We start from the raw sequence: 15,458 nt of genomic DNA on the forward strand, positions 1-15,458 counted from the left end.
GTCAGCCGCCCGTTCCCTGCCGGAGCGGCCCGGAGGCACCTCGACATCTTCACCTGACGAGCCTGTTACCGAGAGCTTCCGACAGATTACTGTCATTTGTTTGCGTCGCCGGTGATCAGGCTGCTCAGTTCCGCGTCGCGTCACGGCGACCGGGCGGGCGTGCCGGGCGGGCGTGCCGGGCGGGCGTGCCGGGCGGGCGTGACCCGGTGGTGGCCGGGAAGCGCGACGCCCGCCGTACCGGCACGGGTGGCCGGTACGACGGGCGTCGGGTGTCGCGGGCTCGCGGTCCGGCGGGCCGGGGCGCGGAGCAGCCGGGTCAGCGGGGCGGGGCCTCCCGGCGGGCGGCGATCGCCTGCAGGAAGATGTCGCCGATCTTCGCCGGGTCCTCGGTGACGAAGGCGGCGCCGCCGGTCACCTTGGGGATGGAGTCCAGCTCGGCCTTGCTGACCTCGGCACTGATGCCGATGATGATCACCTGCACCGGGCGGTCGGGGTCGCTGATCCGCTTCAGCTCGGCGAGCAGGGCCGCCTGGCTGATCCCGTTGTCGTCCTCGTTCTTGCCGTCGGTGAGCATCACCACCGAGTTGACCCGGCCGGGCTGCCAGTCCTCCTGCACGGCCTTGTAGCCGGCGAGGATCGTGTCGAAGAGGCCGGTGTCGCCGAGCTTCTTCGGGGTGATGGTGGCGATCTTGGCCTCCAGCTCCTCCCGCTGTGCGGACATCGGCCCGATCGGCACCAGCGATCGGTAGTCGCGGGAGCCGCTCAGCTCGGTGGAGAAGACCCAGAGACCGAGCGCCCAGGAGTCGTCGAAGAGCGCCAGGCCGCGCCTGGCCGCCTCCAGGGTCACCTGCATCCGGGTGGCGTTGTTGGCGGTCGGCACCTTCCGGGACATCGAGCCGGAGATGTCGACGATCGCCAGCATCCGGCCGGACTGGGTGGCCACGGCCCAACTGGAGAGCACCCGCTCGATCGTCGCGCCGTCACCGCCGCCTGCCGTGCCGCCCGGGTTCGGCGCCGCGGTGGTCGGCGGCGGCTGGGTGCCGGCCGGGCTCGGCGCACCCCGGGGCGGCGCGAAGCCGTCGGCCCAGGTGCCGTCGGGGGCGCGCAGCCCCTGCCCGGCCAGCCGGCCCCGGAAGGCACCGGAGTCGAGCGCGGCGAAGAGCTTCTCGGCGGCCGACGCCCTGGCCGGCTCGATGCCCGGCATCACCGCGTACGGGTAGTCGAGCGAGAGCGGTGCCGGCTCCAGGTAGAGGGCGGCGAGCGGTACGGGTGGCTTCTTGGCGTTGAACTCGATGACGTCGACTTCGGAGAGCGCCGCCGCACCGAGCCCGCGGGCGAGGGACGTCGGGTCGGTCGCCCGGGGGAACCGGGCGATCAGCTCCTCGCGGACCGCCGAGACACCGGTGGCCAGGGCCCGCAGCGCGGCGGTGGTCTTCTGCTGGGCCTGCGCCCCGGAGGTCTGGGCGGCGGTGGCCAGCGAGACCAGACCGGCCAGCCCGGCCGCGTCCCGGCTCGGCTCGACGAGACCGGTCTTGAGCTGGGTGCCGGTGGTGATCCTGCCGAGCAGGTCCTTCCAGCCGAGCTTCTTCTCCGGCCAGCCGACGGTGCTGGCGAGCGGCTCCGGCATGGCCACCACCACGGGGCTGCGGGCCACCGAGGCGTTGTTCTGCGGCGCGAACGCGGGAGCCTGCTGCCGCAGTCGCAGCAGCCAGGTGGAGGAGTCGGGCAGCCAGACGTTGGGGAGTACGGCGCTGCCGCTGGGCTGTCCGACCCCGGACAGCGACACGCCGTGCTGCCCGGCGACGGCCGCGGCCACGTCCACGGACTCGCTGGCGGTGACCTCGACGGCGACGCAGAGGCCGTCGACCTCGGTCTGGTCGGCGCTCAGGGCGTCGGCGGTCTTCTGGATGGCCGGAGCGATCTCCGGCGCCGCGGCGACGGTGAGCTCCAGCTCGCCGGAGCAGTCCGAGCCTGCCCACTGCTGATAGCCATACCACCCTCCAACCGCGACCAGGACGAGCGCCATCGCGCTCGCGACGGCACCCGCCCCTCGGATACTTCTACGCATGCGATGGCGGCCAGGCACCTGACCATCCTGAGGGCTTCTGCGAAGTCGTGCCAGGGGCGAACGGCCGAATGTTACCGAGGCAGCAAAGACTTTCTGAACTTCGTTCACCATGGGTAGCCGGGCGACCCCGCAACGTTGCTAAAACCGCCCAACGGGGCGGCATCAGCGCACCACCCAGCAAAAAAGATCTTATGGATATTTATCGAAGAATTAAGGTTGGTCGCCGAGTACGCACGTCGGACTCGGCACCGGGACCCGGGCCGGCGAGGATGCCGGGAGGCCGGTGTCCGGGTCCACCGGAAAGACCGCCACGGTGTCGGCCCGCTCGTCGGCGATGTAGAGGTGCCCGCCGAGCAGAGCCAGATGCCGGGGCCAGTCCCCCAACCCGGAGACCTCCGCCAGCCAGCGCGGCGCCGCTTCGTCGAGCGCGAAGACCGCGACCGTGCCGACGCCCCGGTTGGCCAGGTAGAGGAACCGGCCGTCGGGCCCGACCACGATCTCCGAGGGCTGGACGTGACCGGGGCGCCGGCTCGCCCCGACCCGACCCCGCTCGACCAGCCGGCCGGCCCCGTCGGTGTGGTAGGCGGTGACCGAGGCGTCCAGCTCGCCGGCGAGGAAACAGCGGCGGCCGTCCGGATGCCGGGCCAGGTGCCGGGGACCGGTGCCGGGACGGGTCGGGAACCGGTCGGTGGCCCGCAGCCGCCCGTCCGGCCCGCGCCGGTAGCGGTACAGCGAGTCGGTGCCGAGGTCGACCGCGAGCAGCCCGCAGCCGTCCGGATCGGGCGAGACCATGTGCGCGTGCGGCCCCTCCTGACGGTCCGGCACGGGCCCGCGCCCGTCGTGCGCGACCAGGTCGGCCCGGTCCCCCGGCGCCCCGGCCGGGTCCAACGGAAGTACGGCGACACTGCCGCTGCCGTAGTTGGCCGCGTAGAGGAACTCCCCGCCCGGGTCGACGGCCAGATGGCACGGGTCGGCGCCACCGGTGGACCGGACCCCGAGCGGAGTCAGCGCGCCGTCGGGGTGGATCGTCCAGGCGCTGACGGTGCCGTCCGGCAGCTCGTTGACGGCGTAGAGCACGGGCAGCCGGGGATGCCGGGCCAGGAACGACGGCGACGGCGTCTCCGCCACCACGCCGAGTACGTCCAGCCGCCCGCTGCCGGGGTCCCGGCGGGCGGCCACGATGCCCGTACCGCGTCCTCCGCCGCGTCCGGTGTAGCAACCGACGTACACGATTCCGGCGCCGCCCGACATGCCCGCTCCGTTTCCCGGCCGACCACCCGGTCGCACCGCTCCGGCCCGATCCAACCAGAGCCCGCCCCGGTCGGCCCGCCGATCGCTCCGGCCGCCCCGTCGACCGCCCCGGCCGGAGCCGGCCAGCTCGGCGATCTTCCGGCCCGCTACCGTTCCTATAGGATCTTGGACTTTCCACCGCGCACCACGGCACCAGCGGCCAGGAGCACTTGCGTATCGTCGACGCGGTCGGCACCGGCGACCCGGACGCCGCCGGTGCCGCCGTCCGCGACCACCTGCTCGCCGCCGCCGACCGGCACCTGCCGTTCTTCGAAGGACCCCGATGCGGATAGCCCTCTTCGTCACCTGCGTCAACGACCTGGTCTACCCGGCCACCGGGCAGGCCGTGGTACGCGTACTGGAGCGACTCGGGCACACCGTCGAGTTCCCGCTCGCCCAGTCCTGCTGCGGGCAGATGCACGCCAACAGCGGCTACCGGGCCGAGGCGCTGCCCCTGGTCCGCGGCTTCGTCGACACCTTCGCCGGGTACGAGGCCGTGGTGGCTCCGTCCGGCTCCTGCGTGGCGATGGTGCGGGAGTCGTACCCCCGGCTCGCCGCGGCCGACCCGGACCTCGCGGCGGCGGTCGCCGACCTCGCACCCCGGGTGCACGAACTCTCCGAGCTGCTTGTCGACGTGCTCGGGGTGACCGACGTCGGAGCCTCCTTCCCGCACCGGGTCACCTACCACCCGACCTGCCACGGCCTGCGGATGCTGCGGCTGGGCGACCGGCCGCTGCGGCTGCTGCGCGCGGTACGCGGACTGGAGCTGGTGGCGCTGCCCGGCGCCGAGGAGTGCTGCGGCTTCGGCGGCACCTTCGCGGTGAAGAACGCCGACGTCTCCGCCGCGATGCTGACCGACAAGTGCACGGCGGCCCGGGACACCGGGGCCGCGTACCTGGCGGCGGCGGACAACTCCTGCCTGGCGCACATCGGCGGCGGCCTGTCCCGGCGCGCCGGTTCGACCCCGGACGCGCCCCGCACCATCCACTACGCCGAAATCCTGGCGACCACCGAGGAGCCGAGATGAGCCAGCCGGCAAGGAAGGGCCCCTTCTTATCGTTTTCTGTTGTACAAGGGCCCCCTCCTTATCGGGGGGAGCGGGGATGAACACGGGTGGCGGGAACATCGTCGCGCCGCTGCCGTTCCCGACGGCGGCCCGGCGCGAACTGGCCGACGGGCAGCTCCGGGCCAACCTGCGCCGGGCCACCCACACCATCCGGGACAAGCGGCTGCGGATGGTCGGCGAGGTGCCGGACTGGGCGGCACTGCGTAGCGCCGGGGCGGCGATCAAGGACGACGTCCTGGCCCGCCTGCCGGAGCTGCTGGAACAGTTCGAGGCCGCCGCCACCGCCGCCGGAGCCACCGTGCACTGGGCCCGGGACGCGACCGAGGCGTGCGAGGTGGTCACCGAGCTGGTCCGACGGACCGGCAGCACCGAGGTGGTCAAGGTCAAGTCGATGGCCACCCAGGAGATCGGGCTGAACGAGGCGCTCGCCGAGGCCGGCATCGCGGCGGTGGAGACCGACCTGGCCGAGCTGATCGTGCAGCTCGCCGATGACACCCCGTCGCACATCCTGGTACCCGCGATCCACTACAACCGGCGGCAGATCCGGGACATCTTCGCCAGCCGGATGCCCGGGGTCGACCTCGACGCGCTCACCGACGACCCGCCCGCGCTCGCCGAGGCGGCCCGCCGGCACCTGCGGGCGAAGTTCCTCGGCGCCCGGGTGGCGATCTCCGGCGCCAACTTCGCGGTCGCCGAGACCGGCACCCTGGTGGTGGTCGAGTCCGAGGGGAACGGCCGGATGTGCCTGACCCTGCCCGAGACGCTGATCTCGGTGGTGGGGGTGGAGAAGCTGCTGCCGACCTTCCGCGACCTGGAGGTCTTCCTGCAACTGCTGCCCCGCTCCTCCACCGGCGAGCGGATGAACCCGTACACCTCGATGTGGACCGGGGTCACCCCCGGAGACGGGCCGGGCACCGTGCACGTCGTACTCGTCGACAACGGGCGTTCCGCCACGCTCGCCGATCCGGTGGGCCGGCAGGCGCTGCGCTGCATCCGCTGCTCCGCCTGCCTGAACGTCTGCCCGGTCTACGAGCGGGTCGGCGGGCACGCATACGGGTCGGTCTATCCGGGACCGATCGGCGCGATCCTGTCCCCGCAGCTGACCGGCCCGGGGGCGGGGGCGAACCGCAGCCTGCCGTACGCCTCGACGCTCTGCGGCGCCTGCTTCGACGCCTGCCCGGTCCAGATCGACATCCCGGAGGTGCTCGTGCACCTGCGGCAACGGGGCGTGGACGCGCGCCGGGGCCGACCGTCGGCGGAGCGTACCGCGATGCGGTCACTGGCCTGGGCGATGCGGGACCGCCGCCGGTACACCGCCGCGCTCCGGGCGGCCCGCCGGGGTGCCGCCCCGCTGCGCCTGGTCGCCGGCACCCGCGGCCAGGTACGCCGGCTGCCGTGGCCGCTGTCGGCCTGGACGGCGAGCCGGGACGCCCCGCTGCCCGCCCCGCAGAGTTTCCGGGACTGGTGGACCGGCCGGGACGCCGGCACGCACGGCGAACGGACGGGCGGCGGACGGACGGGTAGCGGACGGACGGGCGGCGGAAAGGACGGGGGACGGAAGGACGGGCGGCGAGAGGACGGGCGGCGAGAGGGCGGGGGCGACCGTGACTAGTTCGGCGCGGCAGGAGATCCTGGCCCGGATCCGGGCCGCCCGGCCCGACGGGCCGGTACGGGTCCCCCGGGACTACCGCACCGCCCCGGCCGCCGCACTCCACCCGCGGACGCCCGACGGCCCGGACCCGACACCGTCGGAGAACGTCCACGTCACGACAGCGGCACCGCCGGCCGGGGACCTGATCGACCTGCTGGTCGACCGGCTGCTCGACTACCGGGCCACGGTACGCCGCTGCGGTCCACGGGAGCTGCCCGAGGCGCTGGCGGAACTGCTCGGCGAGGTGCCGACCGTGGTGCTACCCGGACAGGCGCCGGAAGAGTGGCTGTCGGCGTACCTCGGACGGATCCGCCGGGACGGCGACCCGGGCCCGCTGACGGTGGCCGAACTCGACGCGCCGGGCGTCGCCGTGGTCACCGGCTGCGCGGTGGCGGTCGCGCAGACCGGCACGCTGCTGCTGGACGGCGGCCCGGACCAGGGGCGCCGGCTGCTCAGCCTGGTCCCCGACCACCACCTCTGCGTGGTCCGGGCGTCCCAGGTCGTCGGCGGGGTGCCGGAGGCGCTCGCCCGGCTCGCCGACCCGACCCGACCGATCACCCTGGTCTCCGGACCGTCGGCGACCAGCGACATCGAGCTCGACCGGGTGGAGGGCGTGCACGGGCCGCGCCGGCTGGACGTGCTGGTGGTCACCGGCTGACCCCGCCCGCCGGTTCGCGATCGTCGATCACAGCCGGGCGGCGGTCAGAGCCGGGCGGCGGTCACAGGCGATCGTCGATCACAGCCGGCGGCGGTCAGTTCGCCGAGACCCGGTCGGCGCGCCGGGCGGCGACGTGCTCCACCAGGGCGACCAGCACCACCTTGCCGGACTGCCGGCTGCGCGCGTCGCAGAGTACGACCGGCACGTCCGGATCCAGGTCGAGTGCGCCGCGTACCGCCTCGGTGCTGAACCGCTTGGCCCCGTCGAAGCAGTTCACCCCGACCACGAACGGGATTCCCCGGCGTTCGAAGTAGTCCACCGACGGGAAGCAGTCGGCGAGTCGGCGGGTGTCGGCCAGTACCACGGCGCCGAGCGCCCCGAACGCCAGCTCGTCCCAGAGGAACCAGAACCGGTCCTGGCCGGGGGTGCCGAAGAGGTAGACCTGGAGATCGGGGTTGATGGTGATCCGGCCGAAGTCCATCGCGACGGTGGTGGTCTGCTTGCCCTCCACCCCGTAGAGGTCGTCGGTGCCGGCCCCGGCGTCGGTGAGTATCTCCTCGGTCTGCAACGGACGGATCTCGCTCACGGCGCCGACCAGGGTCGTCTTGCCGACGCCGAAGCCACCGGCGATCAGGATCTTCAGGGCGAGCGGAATCCGCCGCTTCGCCGTCGGCCGGTCAGAGAGCTCGGAGTCCATCGACTACCGCCTTGAGGATGTCGTCGTCGGGGAACTGGCGCGAGGTGGGTGGGTCGTACATCGAGATCCGGCCACTGCCGAGCAGGTCGCCGAGGAGCACCCGGACCACCCCCACCGGCAGGTTGAGGTCGGCGGCGAGGTCGGCGACGGTGATCGGCTGCTGCGCCCGCGCGATGATCGCCCGCTGCTCCGGCTGCGGCTGCGCGCCGTCGCCGCCGGTCTCGTCCGGCGGGCCGGCGACCACGAACGCCATCAGGTCGAAGCGACCCGCCGACGGCTGGACGCGGCCACCGGTCACCGTGTACGGCCGGACCACCGGCCCGGCGTCGTCGTCCAGCCAGTCGTGGTGCGGGCCGGGTGCCTCACTGCGCATCTGCCGGCGCCCGCGCTGTTCGGCTCGACGCGGACAGGTTCTGTCCCACCCGGGTCACCAGCATCGCCATCTCGTACGCGATGACACCGATGTCCGACGCCGCACTGGCCAGTACGGCGAGGCAGGCACCCTGCCCGGCGGCGGTGACGAAGAGGAAGGCGGCCTCCATCTCGATCACGGTCTGCCGGACCGGTCCTGCCTGGAAGTGCCGGCTGGCCCCCTTCGCCAGGCTTTGGAAGCCGGCCGCCATCGCCGCCATGTGCTCGGCTGCCTCCCGGCCCAGCTCCCGCGACGCGGCCATCAGCAACCCGTCCGCGGAGAGCAGTACGGCCTGCTGGGCGGACGGTACCCGCTCCACGAGATCGTCGAGCAGCCAACCGAGATCCGCACCCGGCTTCGTCGTGTGCACCACTCACCCGTCCCCTTCAGAACTCGGAACACCCGGGTCGGCGACCCGGGAGGTTGCCTCGGCGGTGTCGCCGGGCGGTGGAATTGCGCCGGCGTCCCGTCGTCCCCGTGCCGTGCCGGACTGCAACGCGGCCATCACCGCCCGGATCTGCTCCGGGGTCCGCGGCGCCGCCTCGTCCGGTTCGCCGTCGGCGTTCCCACCGGCAGCGGCGCTCGCGCCGGCCGATCCGCCGGGTCGGGTCGCCGGCCCGTCGCGCAGTTGCGGGGCAAGACTCTTCTGCCTGATCCGGCGGGGCAGGCCGTCCGCGCCGACCGGGCCGGCGGCCGGGCGCACCGGACCGCCGTTGGGCGGGACCGCCGGCAGTACGACCGTGTCGTCGTCCATCGGCGGACGTGGCAGCGGCCCGCCGGCCGGCGTCGTCGCGGCCGGCCCGGTCGGGCCGGTGGCGGCGTCGGCCGGGATGGTGGGCCCGGCGGCCGGATCGATCCCCCGCCGGTGCAGGCCGCCGGTCTTCGGCCGCCGCACGCCGGACCAGGGGCTGGTCTCCGGTCCGGCGTCCCCGGCGAGATTGCCGGGGACGCCGGCGTCGTCAGAACCGGCGCGGTCGGTCGGGCCGGCGGAGCCGATCGGGCCGGCGAAGTCGGTCGGGCCGGCAAAGCCGATCGGGCCGGCAGAGTCGGTCGGGCCGGCAGAGTCGGTCGGGCCGGCAGAGTCGGTCGGGCCGGCAGCGGCGGTCGGGCCGGCAGCGGCGCCCGGACCGGCGGAGTCGGTGGGACCGGAGGTGGCCGCCTCGGGTGCGCCGCGCCGGTCAGGAGGTTCTGCTCCGCCGTCGGCTACCGGGCTGGGTTCCGGCTTCTCCGGCCGGCCGGCGGCGATCAGCGCGGCCAGGGCCGCACCCGCCTTGCGCCGGGGTCCGAGCCCGGAGGTCGAGCCGGACCCGGTGGCCGGCTCGGCGCCTTCCGGGGACGTCCGGGCGGCCCGGCCGGACCGCATGGGCAGTTCCGTCGTCTCCGAGCCACCCGTGCCGGCGGCGGGCTGGCCGACAGCGGCACCGGCACCGGCAGCGCTGGGCGTACCGGCAGCGCTGGGCGTACCGGCAGGCTCAGTGCCGGCCACGGCGCCCTGGTCACCCCTGACGGTGGCGGTAGCGGGGGCAGCGGAGGGAGTGGCGGTGGGAGTGGCGGTGGCGGGAGTAGTGCTGGGGGTGGTGTCGGGTACCACCAGGTCGCCGGGGATCAGCGCGACCGCCGTCACCCCGCCGTACGGCGAGGACCGCAACTGGACCCGTACGCCGTGCCGGGCGCCGAGCAGGGCGACCACGAAGAGCCCGAGCCGGGCGCTGTTCGCCGGGTCGAAGTCCGGCGGGTCGGCCAGCCGTCGGTTGGCCTGCTCGATCGCCTCGGCCGACATGCCGAGCCCGCGGTCCTCGATCTCGATCGCGTACCCGTTGGAGACCACCTGCCCGGTGACCTGCACCCGGGTGTGCGGCGGCGAGAAGGACGTCGCGTTCTCGACCAGCTCGGCAAGCAGGTGGATGACGTCGCCGACCGCCCGGCCGGCGGTGGCCGCCGGTGCCACGTTCGCCAGGTCGACCCGGGCGTAGTCCTCGACCTCGGAGATCGCACCCCGGATCACGTCCACCATCGGGACCGGGTTGCGCCAGCCCCGCCCGGGGGCCGCCCCGGCGAGCACGACCAGGTCCTCGGCGTGCCGCCGCATCCGGGTGGCCATGTGGTCGAGCCGGAAGAGGTCCTCCAGCTCGTTCGGCTGGGCCGCCCGCCGCTCCATCTTGTCGAGCAGCGCGAGCTGGCGGTGCAGCAGCGTCTGGCTGCGCCGGGCGATGTTGAGGAAGACGTCCCGCAGCCCGCGGCGCAGCGCGGCCTCGTCGACCGCCGACGCGATGGCGGTACGCTGCACCTCGCTGAATGCCTGCGCCACCTGGCCGATCTCGTCCTGCCCGTAGTCCAGCGGTGGCGCCTCGGTCTCGACGTCCACCTCCTCGCCCCGGCGCAGCCGCCCGACGACGTCCGGCAGCCGTTCGTCGGCCATGCTCAGCGCGGCGGCGCGCAGGCCGGTCAGCCGCCGGACCAGGGACCGGCCGATCCGCAGCGCGATCACCGCCGAGAGCAGTACGGCGACGAAGCCGAGCAGGCCGGCGAGACCCAGCCGGAGCAGGATGCCGGCGGCCACCGGACGGCTGCGGTCGGCGAGCGAGTCGGCGCCGGCCAGCTCGAAGTCACGCAGTTGCCGCTGGACGGAGTCGTAGCTGCCCTGCCACTGGCGGGCGTCGACCGGAAGTGTGTCGCCGCCGCCCCGGCCGATCAGGTCGTCCTCCATCCGGCGCAGCCGGACGTACGCGTCGCCCTCGGTGAGCTGCTGGTAGGCGACCCGTTCGGCGTCCGGCAGTTCCGCGGTCGCCGCCGCGTAGAGGAACCGCTGGGTGCCGACGATCTGGACGAACTGGGAGTGCTCGCCCGGAGCGAACCGCCCGGCGCTGAACGCACCGGCGAGCAGCGCGTCGGCCTGGGCCAGGACCTCGCGGGCCCGGCCGAGTTCGGTCAGGCTCCGGGCCTCCCGGGCGAGGGTCTCGTCCGGCAGCGTGTTCAGTGCGGAGAAGGTCCGGAACGCGGCGTCGATGATCCCGCTGTAGAGGCCGAGGGCTCCGCTGGCGTCGACGGTACGCCGGTCGATGAAGACCCGCCCGGAGCCCAACGCGTCGGCAGCGGTCAGCAGTTGGTCGATCCGGGCGTCGAGCAGGGCACCGGTGGTGTCCCGCAGGTCGGCGTCCGAGGTCCGGCGCCGGAACTCGGCGATCGCCCGGTCGGTACGCGTCCGCTGTTCGGCGAGGGCGGCGCTGGCGCCCGAGTCGACCAGTTGGCGTACCGAGAGGCGCCGCTCCTGCTGCAACTCCAGCACGAGTGTCTCGCCCGGTCGCCCCACCCCGTCGAGCAGGGTCTGGGCGGCGAGCAGGCTCGACGCGGGTCCCACGGTGAGCGTGGTCGCGAAGATCCAGAGCGCCGACAACGCGAGGATCGGTACGGCGACCAGCGCGACGATCTTCGAGCGGATCGGCCAGTTCTGGGTTTCCATCAGACCTCGCCGGAAGGGGTTACGTCAGGGTCGACACCCGCACCGGCGGCCCGCGGCTCCGGCCAGAGTCCGAGGGTCACGGGCGCGCGTGCCTTCGGCAGGATACGTAATCAACGGCCCCGGCACTACCGGACGTCGGGTCTGCCGTTGCTCCGGTCCGGCAGACGGATCGACAACGGTCTTGCCAAACTGGGCTTCGACCAGCGTCGATGTCGCAGCTCCCGCGCACCACTCGACCCATCCACGTCGAGCGATCGGACCGGCCGGATGAGCACCGCGAACGCGGCCGTACCGGTCGTCGCCCGGTGACCGGCCGGCCCCGGGGAACCGACCGGCCCGTCAGCGGAGACGTCCGTGCCGTCCATTGTGGCGATCCGGTGGCCAGGCCGGGCCGACCCGGTGATTCCTGCCGGATATGTCACTCCGGGACGTTTGCGCCGGACCTCACCCGGCCCGGCCGGCGTCGGCGGGTGCCACATCCGGCCCCGCCGCATCCCGACCGGCAGCCACCGGCCGGATCCGCCGGGGCGCTCCGGCCCGGACCAGCCCGACCGCCAGCAGCAGGTACGGCGCCGCGAGCAGCCCGAAAACCACGCCGTGCCCGGCGACCGTCGAGGCGAGCGCGTACCCGCCGTACACCCCGATGGTGACGAGTGCGGCACCGAGCCCGGCCAGCGAGGTCACGGTCGCCCGGGCGGGCCCGTCGATGCTCTCCTGGAGGCGTACCCCGGCCACCAGGCTGGTCGTCTGGAGGAGGCAGAACGCCACCGCCACCAGCACGAAGCCCGCCGGTCGGCCGGCCAGCGCCCCGACGGCCAGCGCGACCGAGGCCGTCGCGACCGTGCCGGCGAACCGCCGCGCCGTCAGCCGCTGCCCGAGCGGGGTGAGCAGGCCGCCCAGCATCACCCCGACCCAGACCAGCAGCACCAGCAGTGGCACCCGGGAAACCGGGGCCACCTCGCCGGCCAGCAGTGGCACGTACTCCTCCAGCCCGCCCCAGATGCCGACCATCGCCGGCAGGATCAGCAGGGCCCGGCGGACCGCCCGGTTGCCCCTTGCCTCGGCGAGCGCCGCCCGCAGGATCGCGAACGGGCCGGACGCCGCGCCCCCGGCGACGCCGGGCTCGGCGGGGACAGCGCTGGCGGGTGCCGGGGTGCGGTGTTCCGGCAGCGCCAGCCCGACGGCGGCGCAGAGCAGGCTGGCCAGCACGCTGGCGATGCCGACCGCGGGATAGCCGCCGGCCGCGAAGACCGGGCTGGCGACCGCGATGGCCAGCAGCGCACCGAGCAGGCCGGCCGTGCTGGCCCGCCCGACCACCCGGCCGTAGCGGTCGGCCAGGCGGAGCCGGTCGAGTTCGTCGTAGACCAGGGCCTCGGCGGCTCCGGACTGGAGTGCACCGCGGACGCCCCAGAGCACGAAGCCGAGCGCGAAGACCTGGTACGAGGGCGCCGCGACCCAGAGTCCGAAGCCGACGGCACCGAGCAGCGGGGCGACGACGAGCAGCAGTCGCCGGGAGACGGCGTCGGCCAGGACCCCGGACGGGACCTCCAGGACGACCCCGGTCAGCGACCAGATGACGAAGAGCGACGAGATCTGCGGCACGGAGAGCCCGGTGTCGGTGAAGAGCAGCGCGTACACCGGGTAGAGCAGGACGAACTCGTCCAGGAACGCATAGAGGTAGAAGGTGCTGGCCAGTCGCCGCGCGCGGACTGTCGGCGCGGACGGTGAGGTGACGGGCATGGGGCCTTCCCACAGGAACAAATCGGACTCGGGTTTCGGGTCACGAAACGTCCCGGGCGGGCCCCGGCAGCACGGGCCGGGCCGGCCGCTGGCGCGGAACTAATGTCGATGCGTCATGCCGGCCAGTCTAGGTGGTCGGCGCGTTTCCGGCAGGTCCGATCCCGGCCGGCCGTTCGGCCGTTTTTCCCGCTCAGGCCCGCTACGAGCGGTTCCTACCGCTCCAACCCGGTTCCCGGCCGTGGGGCGCGAAATTATGCCGGATCTGGATTGGCGATCAGGGACGAGCGGGAATAGCAGAAGACGAAGGAGGAGTCATGTCGCCGATAGAAGTCGTCCTCATCGTCCTTGTGGTCCTCGTCGTGGCTGCGGCCGTACCCGCCATCTGGGTGGCCAGCCGTCGCCGCGCCCTGCGCACCCGGTTCGGTCCGGAGTACGACCGGGTGGTCGCCGAGCAGCAGAATCGGTCCGCCGCCGAGCAGGAACTCCGGGAACGCGAACGCCGCCACGCCGAGCTGACGCTCACTCCGCTCTCCGCCGAATCCCGCCAGCGGTACGCGGCCGACTGGGAGGAGATCCAGGCCCGGTTCGTCGACTCCCCCGCCGAGGCGGTGGGCGCGGCGGACGAACTGGTCACCCGGCTGATCGCCGAGCGTGGCTATCCGGTCGGCGAGTACGACGAGCAGCTCGCCCACCTCTCCGTCGAGCACGCCCGCACCCTGACCCACTACCGGGACGCGCACGAGATCCAACTGCGCAACGAGCGCGGCGAGGCCAGCACCGAGCAACTCCGCCAGGCCGTCGTCCACTACCGGGAACTCTTCGCCGACCTGCTCGGCGAGGACCCCGTACGCAAGCACTCGGAGCAGCATTCGGAGCAGCACTCGGACGGGACCCGTCCGGACACCCCGCAGGACGTACCGAGCCGGTGAGGAGGCACACTGCGATGCGTCACCAGGAACAGCAGACCGACAACGGCGGCACCGACGTGATCCGTTCGGAGCCGGTACCCGTGACCGGCCCCGCCGAGCCGGACGGCCGGCAGCGGAACCGGTATCCGGAGGGTACCGGCGACCAGGGCCCCGACGCGCTCGACGAGCGGGGCTCCTACGACAGCGACCTCGCGACCGACGGAACCGGCCCGGCGTTCCCGTCCGACCCGGCCGCCGAGGCCCGCAGCCGGGACGACCGGCGCGGCGAGAACCGCTCGGCGGAGGACCGGGCCGAGGACGCGGCCCTGGACGACGACGCCCTTCCGGAGCGCTCTCCGGCGCTTCGTGCCGACGGTGCCGACGACGCCGTCCCGAGCGCCGGTGACCGGGGCGACCTGGCGGACGTCAGCCAGACGGACGCGGCCGACGGCACCGACGAGCCGACCGGTAAGGTGCCGGCCACCGCCGACGCCGACACCGTACGGGTCGACCACGTCGCCGACGTGCGGACCGCCGGCAAGGACGCCGCCGGAGACCCCGACGGCAGCATCCGCACCGACGACCCGGACGACCCGGCCCGCACCGACGACCCGGACGGCAGCGCTCGGACCGACGATTCCGCCGACGACGCCCGGGACCGCTCCGGCACCTCCGAGTTCCACGCGCCGGCACCGCTGCCCACCAGCTTCGGTGCGCCCACCGTCGGCGGTGCGGTCGCCGCCGCCGCGCTGGCCGGCAGCCACCGCGACCCGCGCAACGAGGACACCGTCCGCTCCGGCGACGGGCCGGCCGACGACCGCATCGACGGGGTCCGCGACGAGCGGACCGAGGTCACCGCCGGTTCGGGCGTACCGGACCGGAGCCTCGGTGCGGCCGACGCCGCCACCGCCAACCGGCCCGGCGCACCGGTGACCGACGCCGACGGACCCGAGCCGGCGGCGGATCCGCTGGGCCGGCCGGTGGACTCGACGGCGGTCGGAGTGGCCCACCCGGTGAACCCGGACGTGCTCAGCGCGGGCCATCCCGACGTGGTCGGCGGCGATCCCGACGAGCCGGCGGAGGTCGACGACGGAACGGCGGCAGAGCCCCGGGGTACGACCGACGGCGGCCTTCCGCCCGGTGCCGCGCCGGCCGAGCCGATCGTCGCGATCCTCGACGACGAGGCCGTACGAGGATTCCGGGACCGGTGGCGGGACGTGCAGCTCCGGTTCGTCGACGACCCGCCGGGCGCCACCGAGGAGGCCCACCGGCTGGTCCGGGAGTCCGTGGCGGCGGTCACCGAGGCACTGACCCGCCAGCAGGACGACCTCGGCGGCTGGCAGCGGGACGACGCCACCGACACCGAGCAGCTGCGGATGGTGGTACGCCGGCACCGCGACTTCCTGGACCGCCTACTCGGCCGATAGCCCGCCTCGCGCGCCGATCTCCCGACGGCTCCCCGATGCCCGCCGACCGGTGGGTGCCGGGGAGCCGTCGGCGTACCGGGG

Annotated in this window: 12 protein-coding genes and 1 pseudogene; 6 read left to right on the top strand and 7 right to left on the bottom strand. The window is 74.1% G+C overall.

Annotation, left to right across the window (positions count from 1 at the left end; genetic code table 11):
• Positions 1 to 316: 316 nt before the first annotated feature.
• Both O7626_RS26970 and O7626_RS26975 read right to left on the bottom strand, forming a co-directional pair.
• Positions 317 to 2,068, bottom strand: a complete 1,752-nt coding sequence (locus O7626_RS26970) for a VWA domain-containing protein (protein WP_278063880.1) — start codon at positions 2,066 to 2,068, stop codon at positions 317 to 319.
• Positions 2,069 to 2,278: 210 nt separating this feature from the next.
• Positions 2,279 to 3,319 (bottom strand): lactonase family protein, encoded by a 1,041-nt coding sequence (locus tag O7626_RS26975; RefSeq protein WP_278063881.1) that lies wholly within the window; start codon positions 3,317 to 3,319, stop codon positions 2,279 to 2,281.
• A 194-nt stretch (positions 3,320 to 3,513) separates the two neighbouring features.
• Here O7626_RS26975 and O7626_RS26980 point away from each other — a divergent pair.
• From O7626_RS26980 to O7626_RS26995, 4 genes and pseudogenes are all read left to right on the top strand, one after another.
• A pseudogene (locus O7626_RS26980) lies at positions 3,514 to 3,651 on the top strand (FCD domain-containing protein); the annotation flags it as partial.
• On the top strand, positions 3,642 to 4,385 hold the full coding sequence (locus O7626_RS26985) for a (Fe-S)-binding protein (protein ID WP_278063882.1): 744 nt from the start codon (positions 3,642 to 3,644) through the stop codon (positions 4,383 to 4,385). The pseudogene O7626_RS26980 and the gene O7626_RS26985, both read left to right, overlap by 10 nt.
• A gap of 76 nt (positions 4,386 to 4,461) precedes the next feature.
• Positions 4,462 to 6,036 (top strand): lactate utilization protein B, encoded by a 1,575-nt coding sequence (locus tag O7626_RS26990; protein WP_278063883.1) that lies wholly within the window; start codon positions 4,462 to 4,464, stop codon positions 6,034 to 6,036.
• A complete protein-coding gene (locus tag O7626_RS26995; RefSeq protein ID WP_278063884.1) occupies positions 6,029 to 6,733 on the top strand; it encodes an LUD domain-containing protein in 705 nt (234 codons plus the stop codon). The genes O7626_RS26990 and O7626_RS26995 overlap by 8 nt, the downstream gene beginning before the upstream one ends.
• A 94-nt stretch (positions 6,734 to 6,827) precedes the next feature.
• Here the strand turns inward: O7626_RS26995 and O7626_RS27000 are convergent, their stop codons facing one another.
• The 5 genes from O7626_RS27000 to O7626_RS27020 form a co-directional block, all read right to left on the bottom strand.
• Entirely contained in the window at positions 6,828 to 7,430 is a 603-nt protein-coding gene (locus O7626_RS27000; RefSeq protein ID WP_278063885.1) for an ATP/GTP-binding protein, read from the bottom strand.
• Entirely contained in the window at positions 7,411 to 7,803 is a 393-nt protein-coding gene (locus tag O7626_RS27005) for a DUF742 domain-containing protein (RefSeq protein ID WP_278063886.1), read from the bottom strand. The genes O7626_RS27000 and O7626_RS27005 overlap by 20 nt, the downstream gene beginning before the upstream one ends.
• Positions 7,793 to 8,215: a roadblock/LC7 domain-containing protein gene (locus tag O7626_RS27010; RefSeq protein ID WP_278063887.1), complete on the bottom strand. Its 423-nt coding sequence runs from the start codon at positions 8,213 to 8,215 to the stop codon at positions 7,793 to 7,795. Before O7626_RS27010 ends, O7626_RS27005 begins: the two co-directional genes overlap by 11 nt.
• Positions 8,216 to 11,302, bottom strand: coding sequence for a nitrate- and nitrite sensing domain-containing protein (locus tag O7626_RS27015; RefSeq protein WP_278063888.1), 3,087 nt, complete (start codon positions 11,300 to 11,302; stop codon positions 8,216 to 8,218).
• Positions 11,303 to 11,746: 444 nt separating this feature from the next.
• On the bottom strand, positions 11,747 to 13,042 hold the full coding sequence (locus O7626_RS27020; RefSeq protein ID WP_278063889.1) for an MFS transporter: 1,296 nt from the start codon (positions 13,040 to 13,042) through the stop codon (positions 11,747 to 11,749).
• A gap of 314 nt (positions 13,043 to 13,356) precedes the next feature.
• Here O7626_RS27020 and O7626_RS27025 point away from each other — a divergent pair, with 314 nt between their 5' ends.
• Positions 13,357 to 13,971 carry a hypothetical protein gene (locus O7626_RS27025; RefSeq protein WP_278063890.1) on the top strand — a complete coding sequence of 205 codons (615 nt, stop codon included), beginning with the start codon at positions 13,357 to 13,359 and terminating at the stop codon, positions 13,969 to 13,971.
• A gap of 14 nt (positions 13,972 to 13,985) precedes the next feature.
• Complete coding sequence (locus tag O7626_RS27030) at positions 13,986 to 15,377, top strand: hypothetical protein (protein WP_278063891.1); 1,392 nt, start codon at positions 13,986 to 13,988, stop codon at positions 15,375 to 15,377.
• The last annotated feature ends 81 nt before the right edge of the window (positions 15,378 to 15,458 follow it).

The organism is Micromonospora sp. WMMD1102 (assembly GCF_029626265.1).
Classification (GTDB): domain Bacteria; phylum Actinomycetota; class Actinomycetes; order Mycobacteriales; family Micromonosporaceae; genus Plantactinospora.

Excerpts from the sequence above, each read along its gene's own strand:
- O7626_RS26970 (WP_278063880.1), bottom strand. The coding sequence starts at position 2,068 with ATGCGTAGAAGTATCCGAGGGGCGGGTGCCGTCGCGAGCGCGATGGCG.
- O7626_RS26975 (WP_278063881.1), bottom strand. The coding sequence starts at position 3,319 with ATGTCGGGCGGCGCCGGAATCGTGTACGTCGGTTGCTACACCGGACGC.
- O7626_RS26985 (WP_278063882.1), top strand. The coding sequence starts at position 3,642 with ATGCGGATAGCCCTCTTCGTCACCTGCGTCAACGACCTGGTCTACCCG.
- O7626_RS26990 (WP_278063883.1), top strand. The coding sequence starts at position 4,462 with ATGAACACGGGTGGCGGGAACATCGTCGCGCCGCTGCCGTTCCCGACG.
- O7626_RS27000 (WP_278063885.1), bottom strand. The coding sequence starts at position 7,430 with ATGGACTCCGAGCTCTCTGACCGGCCGACGGCGAAGCGGCGGATTCCG.
- O7626_RS27005 (WP_278063886.1), bottom strand. The coding sequence starts at position 7,803 with ATGCGCAGTGAGGCACCCGGCCCGCACCACGACTGGCTGGACGACGAC.
- O7626_RS27015 (WP_278063888.1), bottom strand. The coding sequence starts at position 11,302 with ATGGAAACCCAGAACTGGCCGATCCGCTCGAAGATCGTCGCGCTGGTC.
- O7626_RS27020 (WP_278063889.1), bottom strand. The coding sequence starts at position 13,042 with ATGCCCGTCACCTCACCGTCCGCGCCGACAGTCCGCGCGCGGCGACTG.
- O7626_RS27025 (WP_278063890.1), top strand. The coding sequence starts at position 13,357 with ATGTCGCCGATAGAAGTCGTCCTCATCGTCCTTGTGGTCCTCGTCGTG.
- O7626_RS27030 (WP_278063891.1), top strand. The coding sequence starts at position 13,986 with ATGCGTCACCAGGAACAGCAGACCGACAACGGCGGCACCGACGTGATC.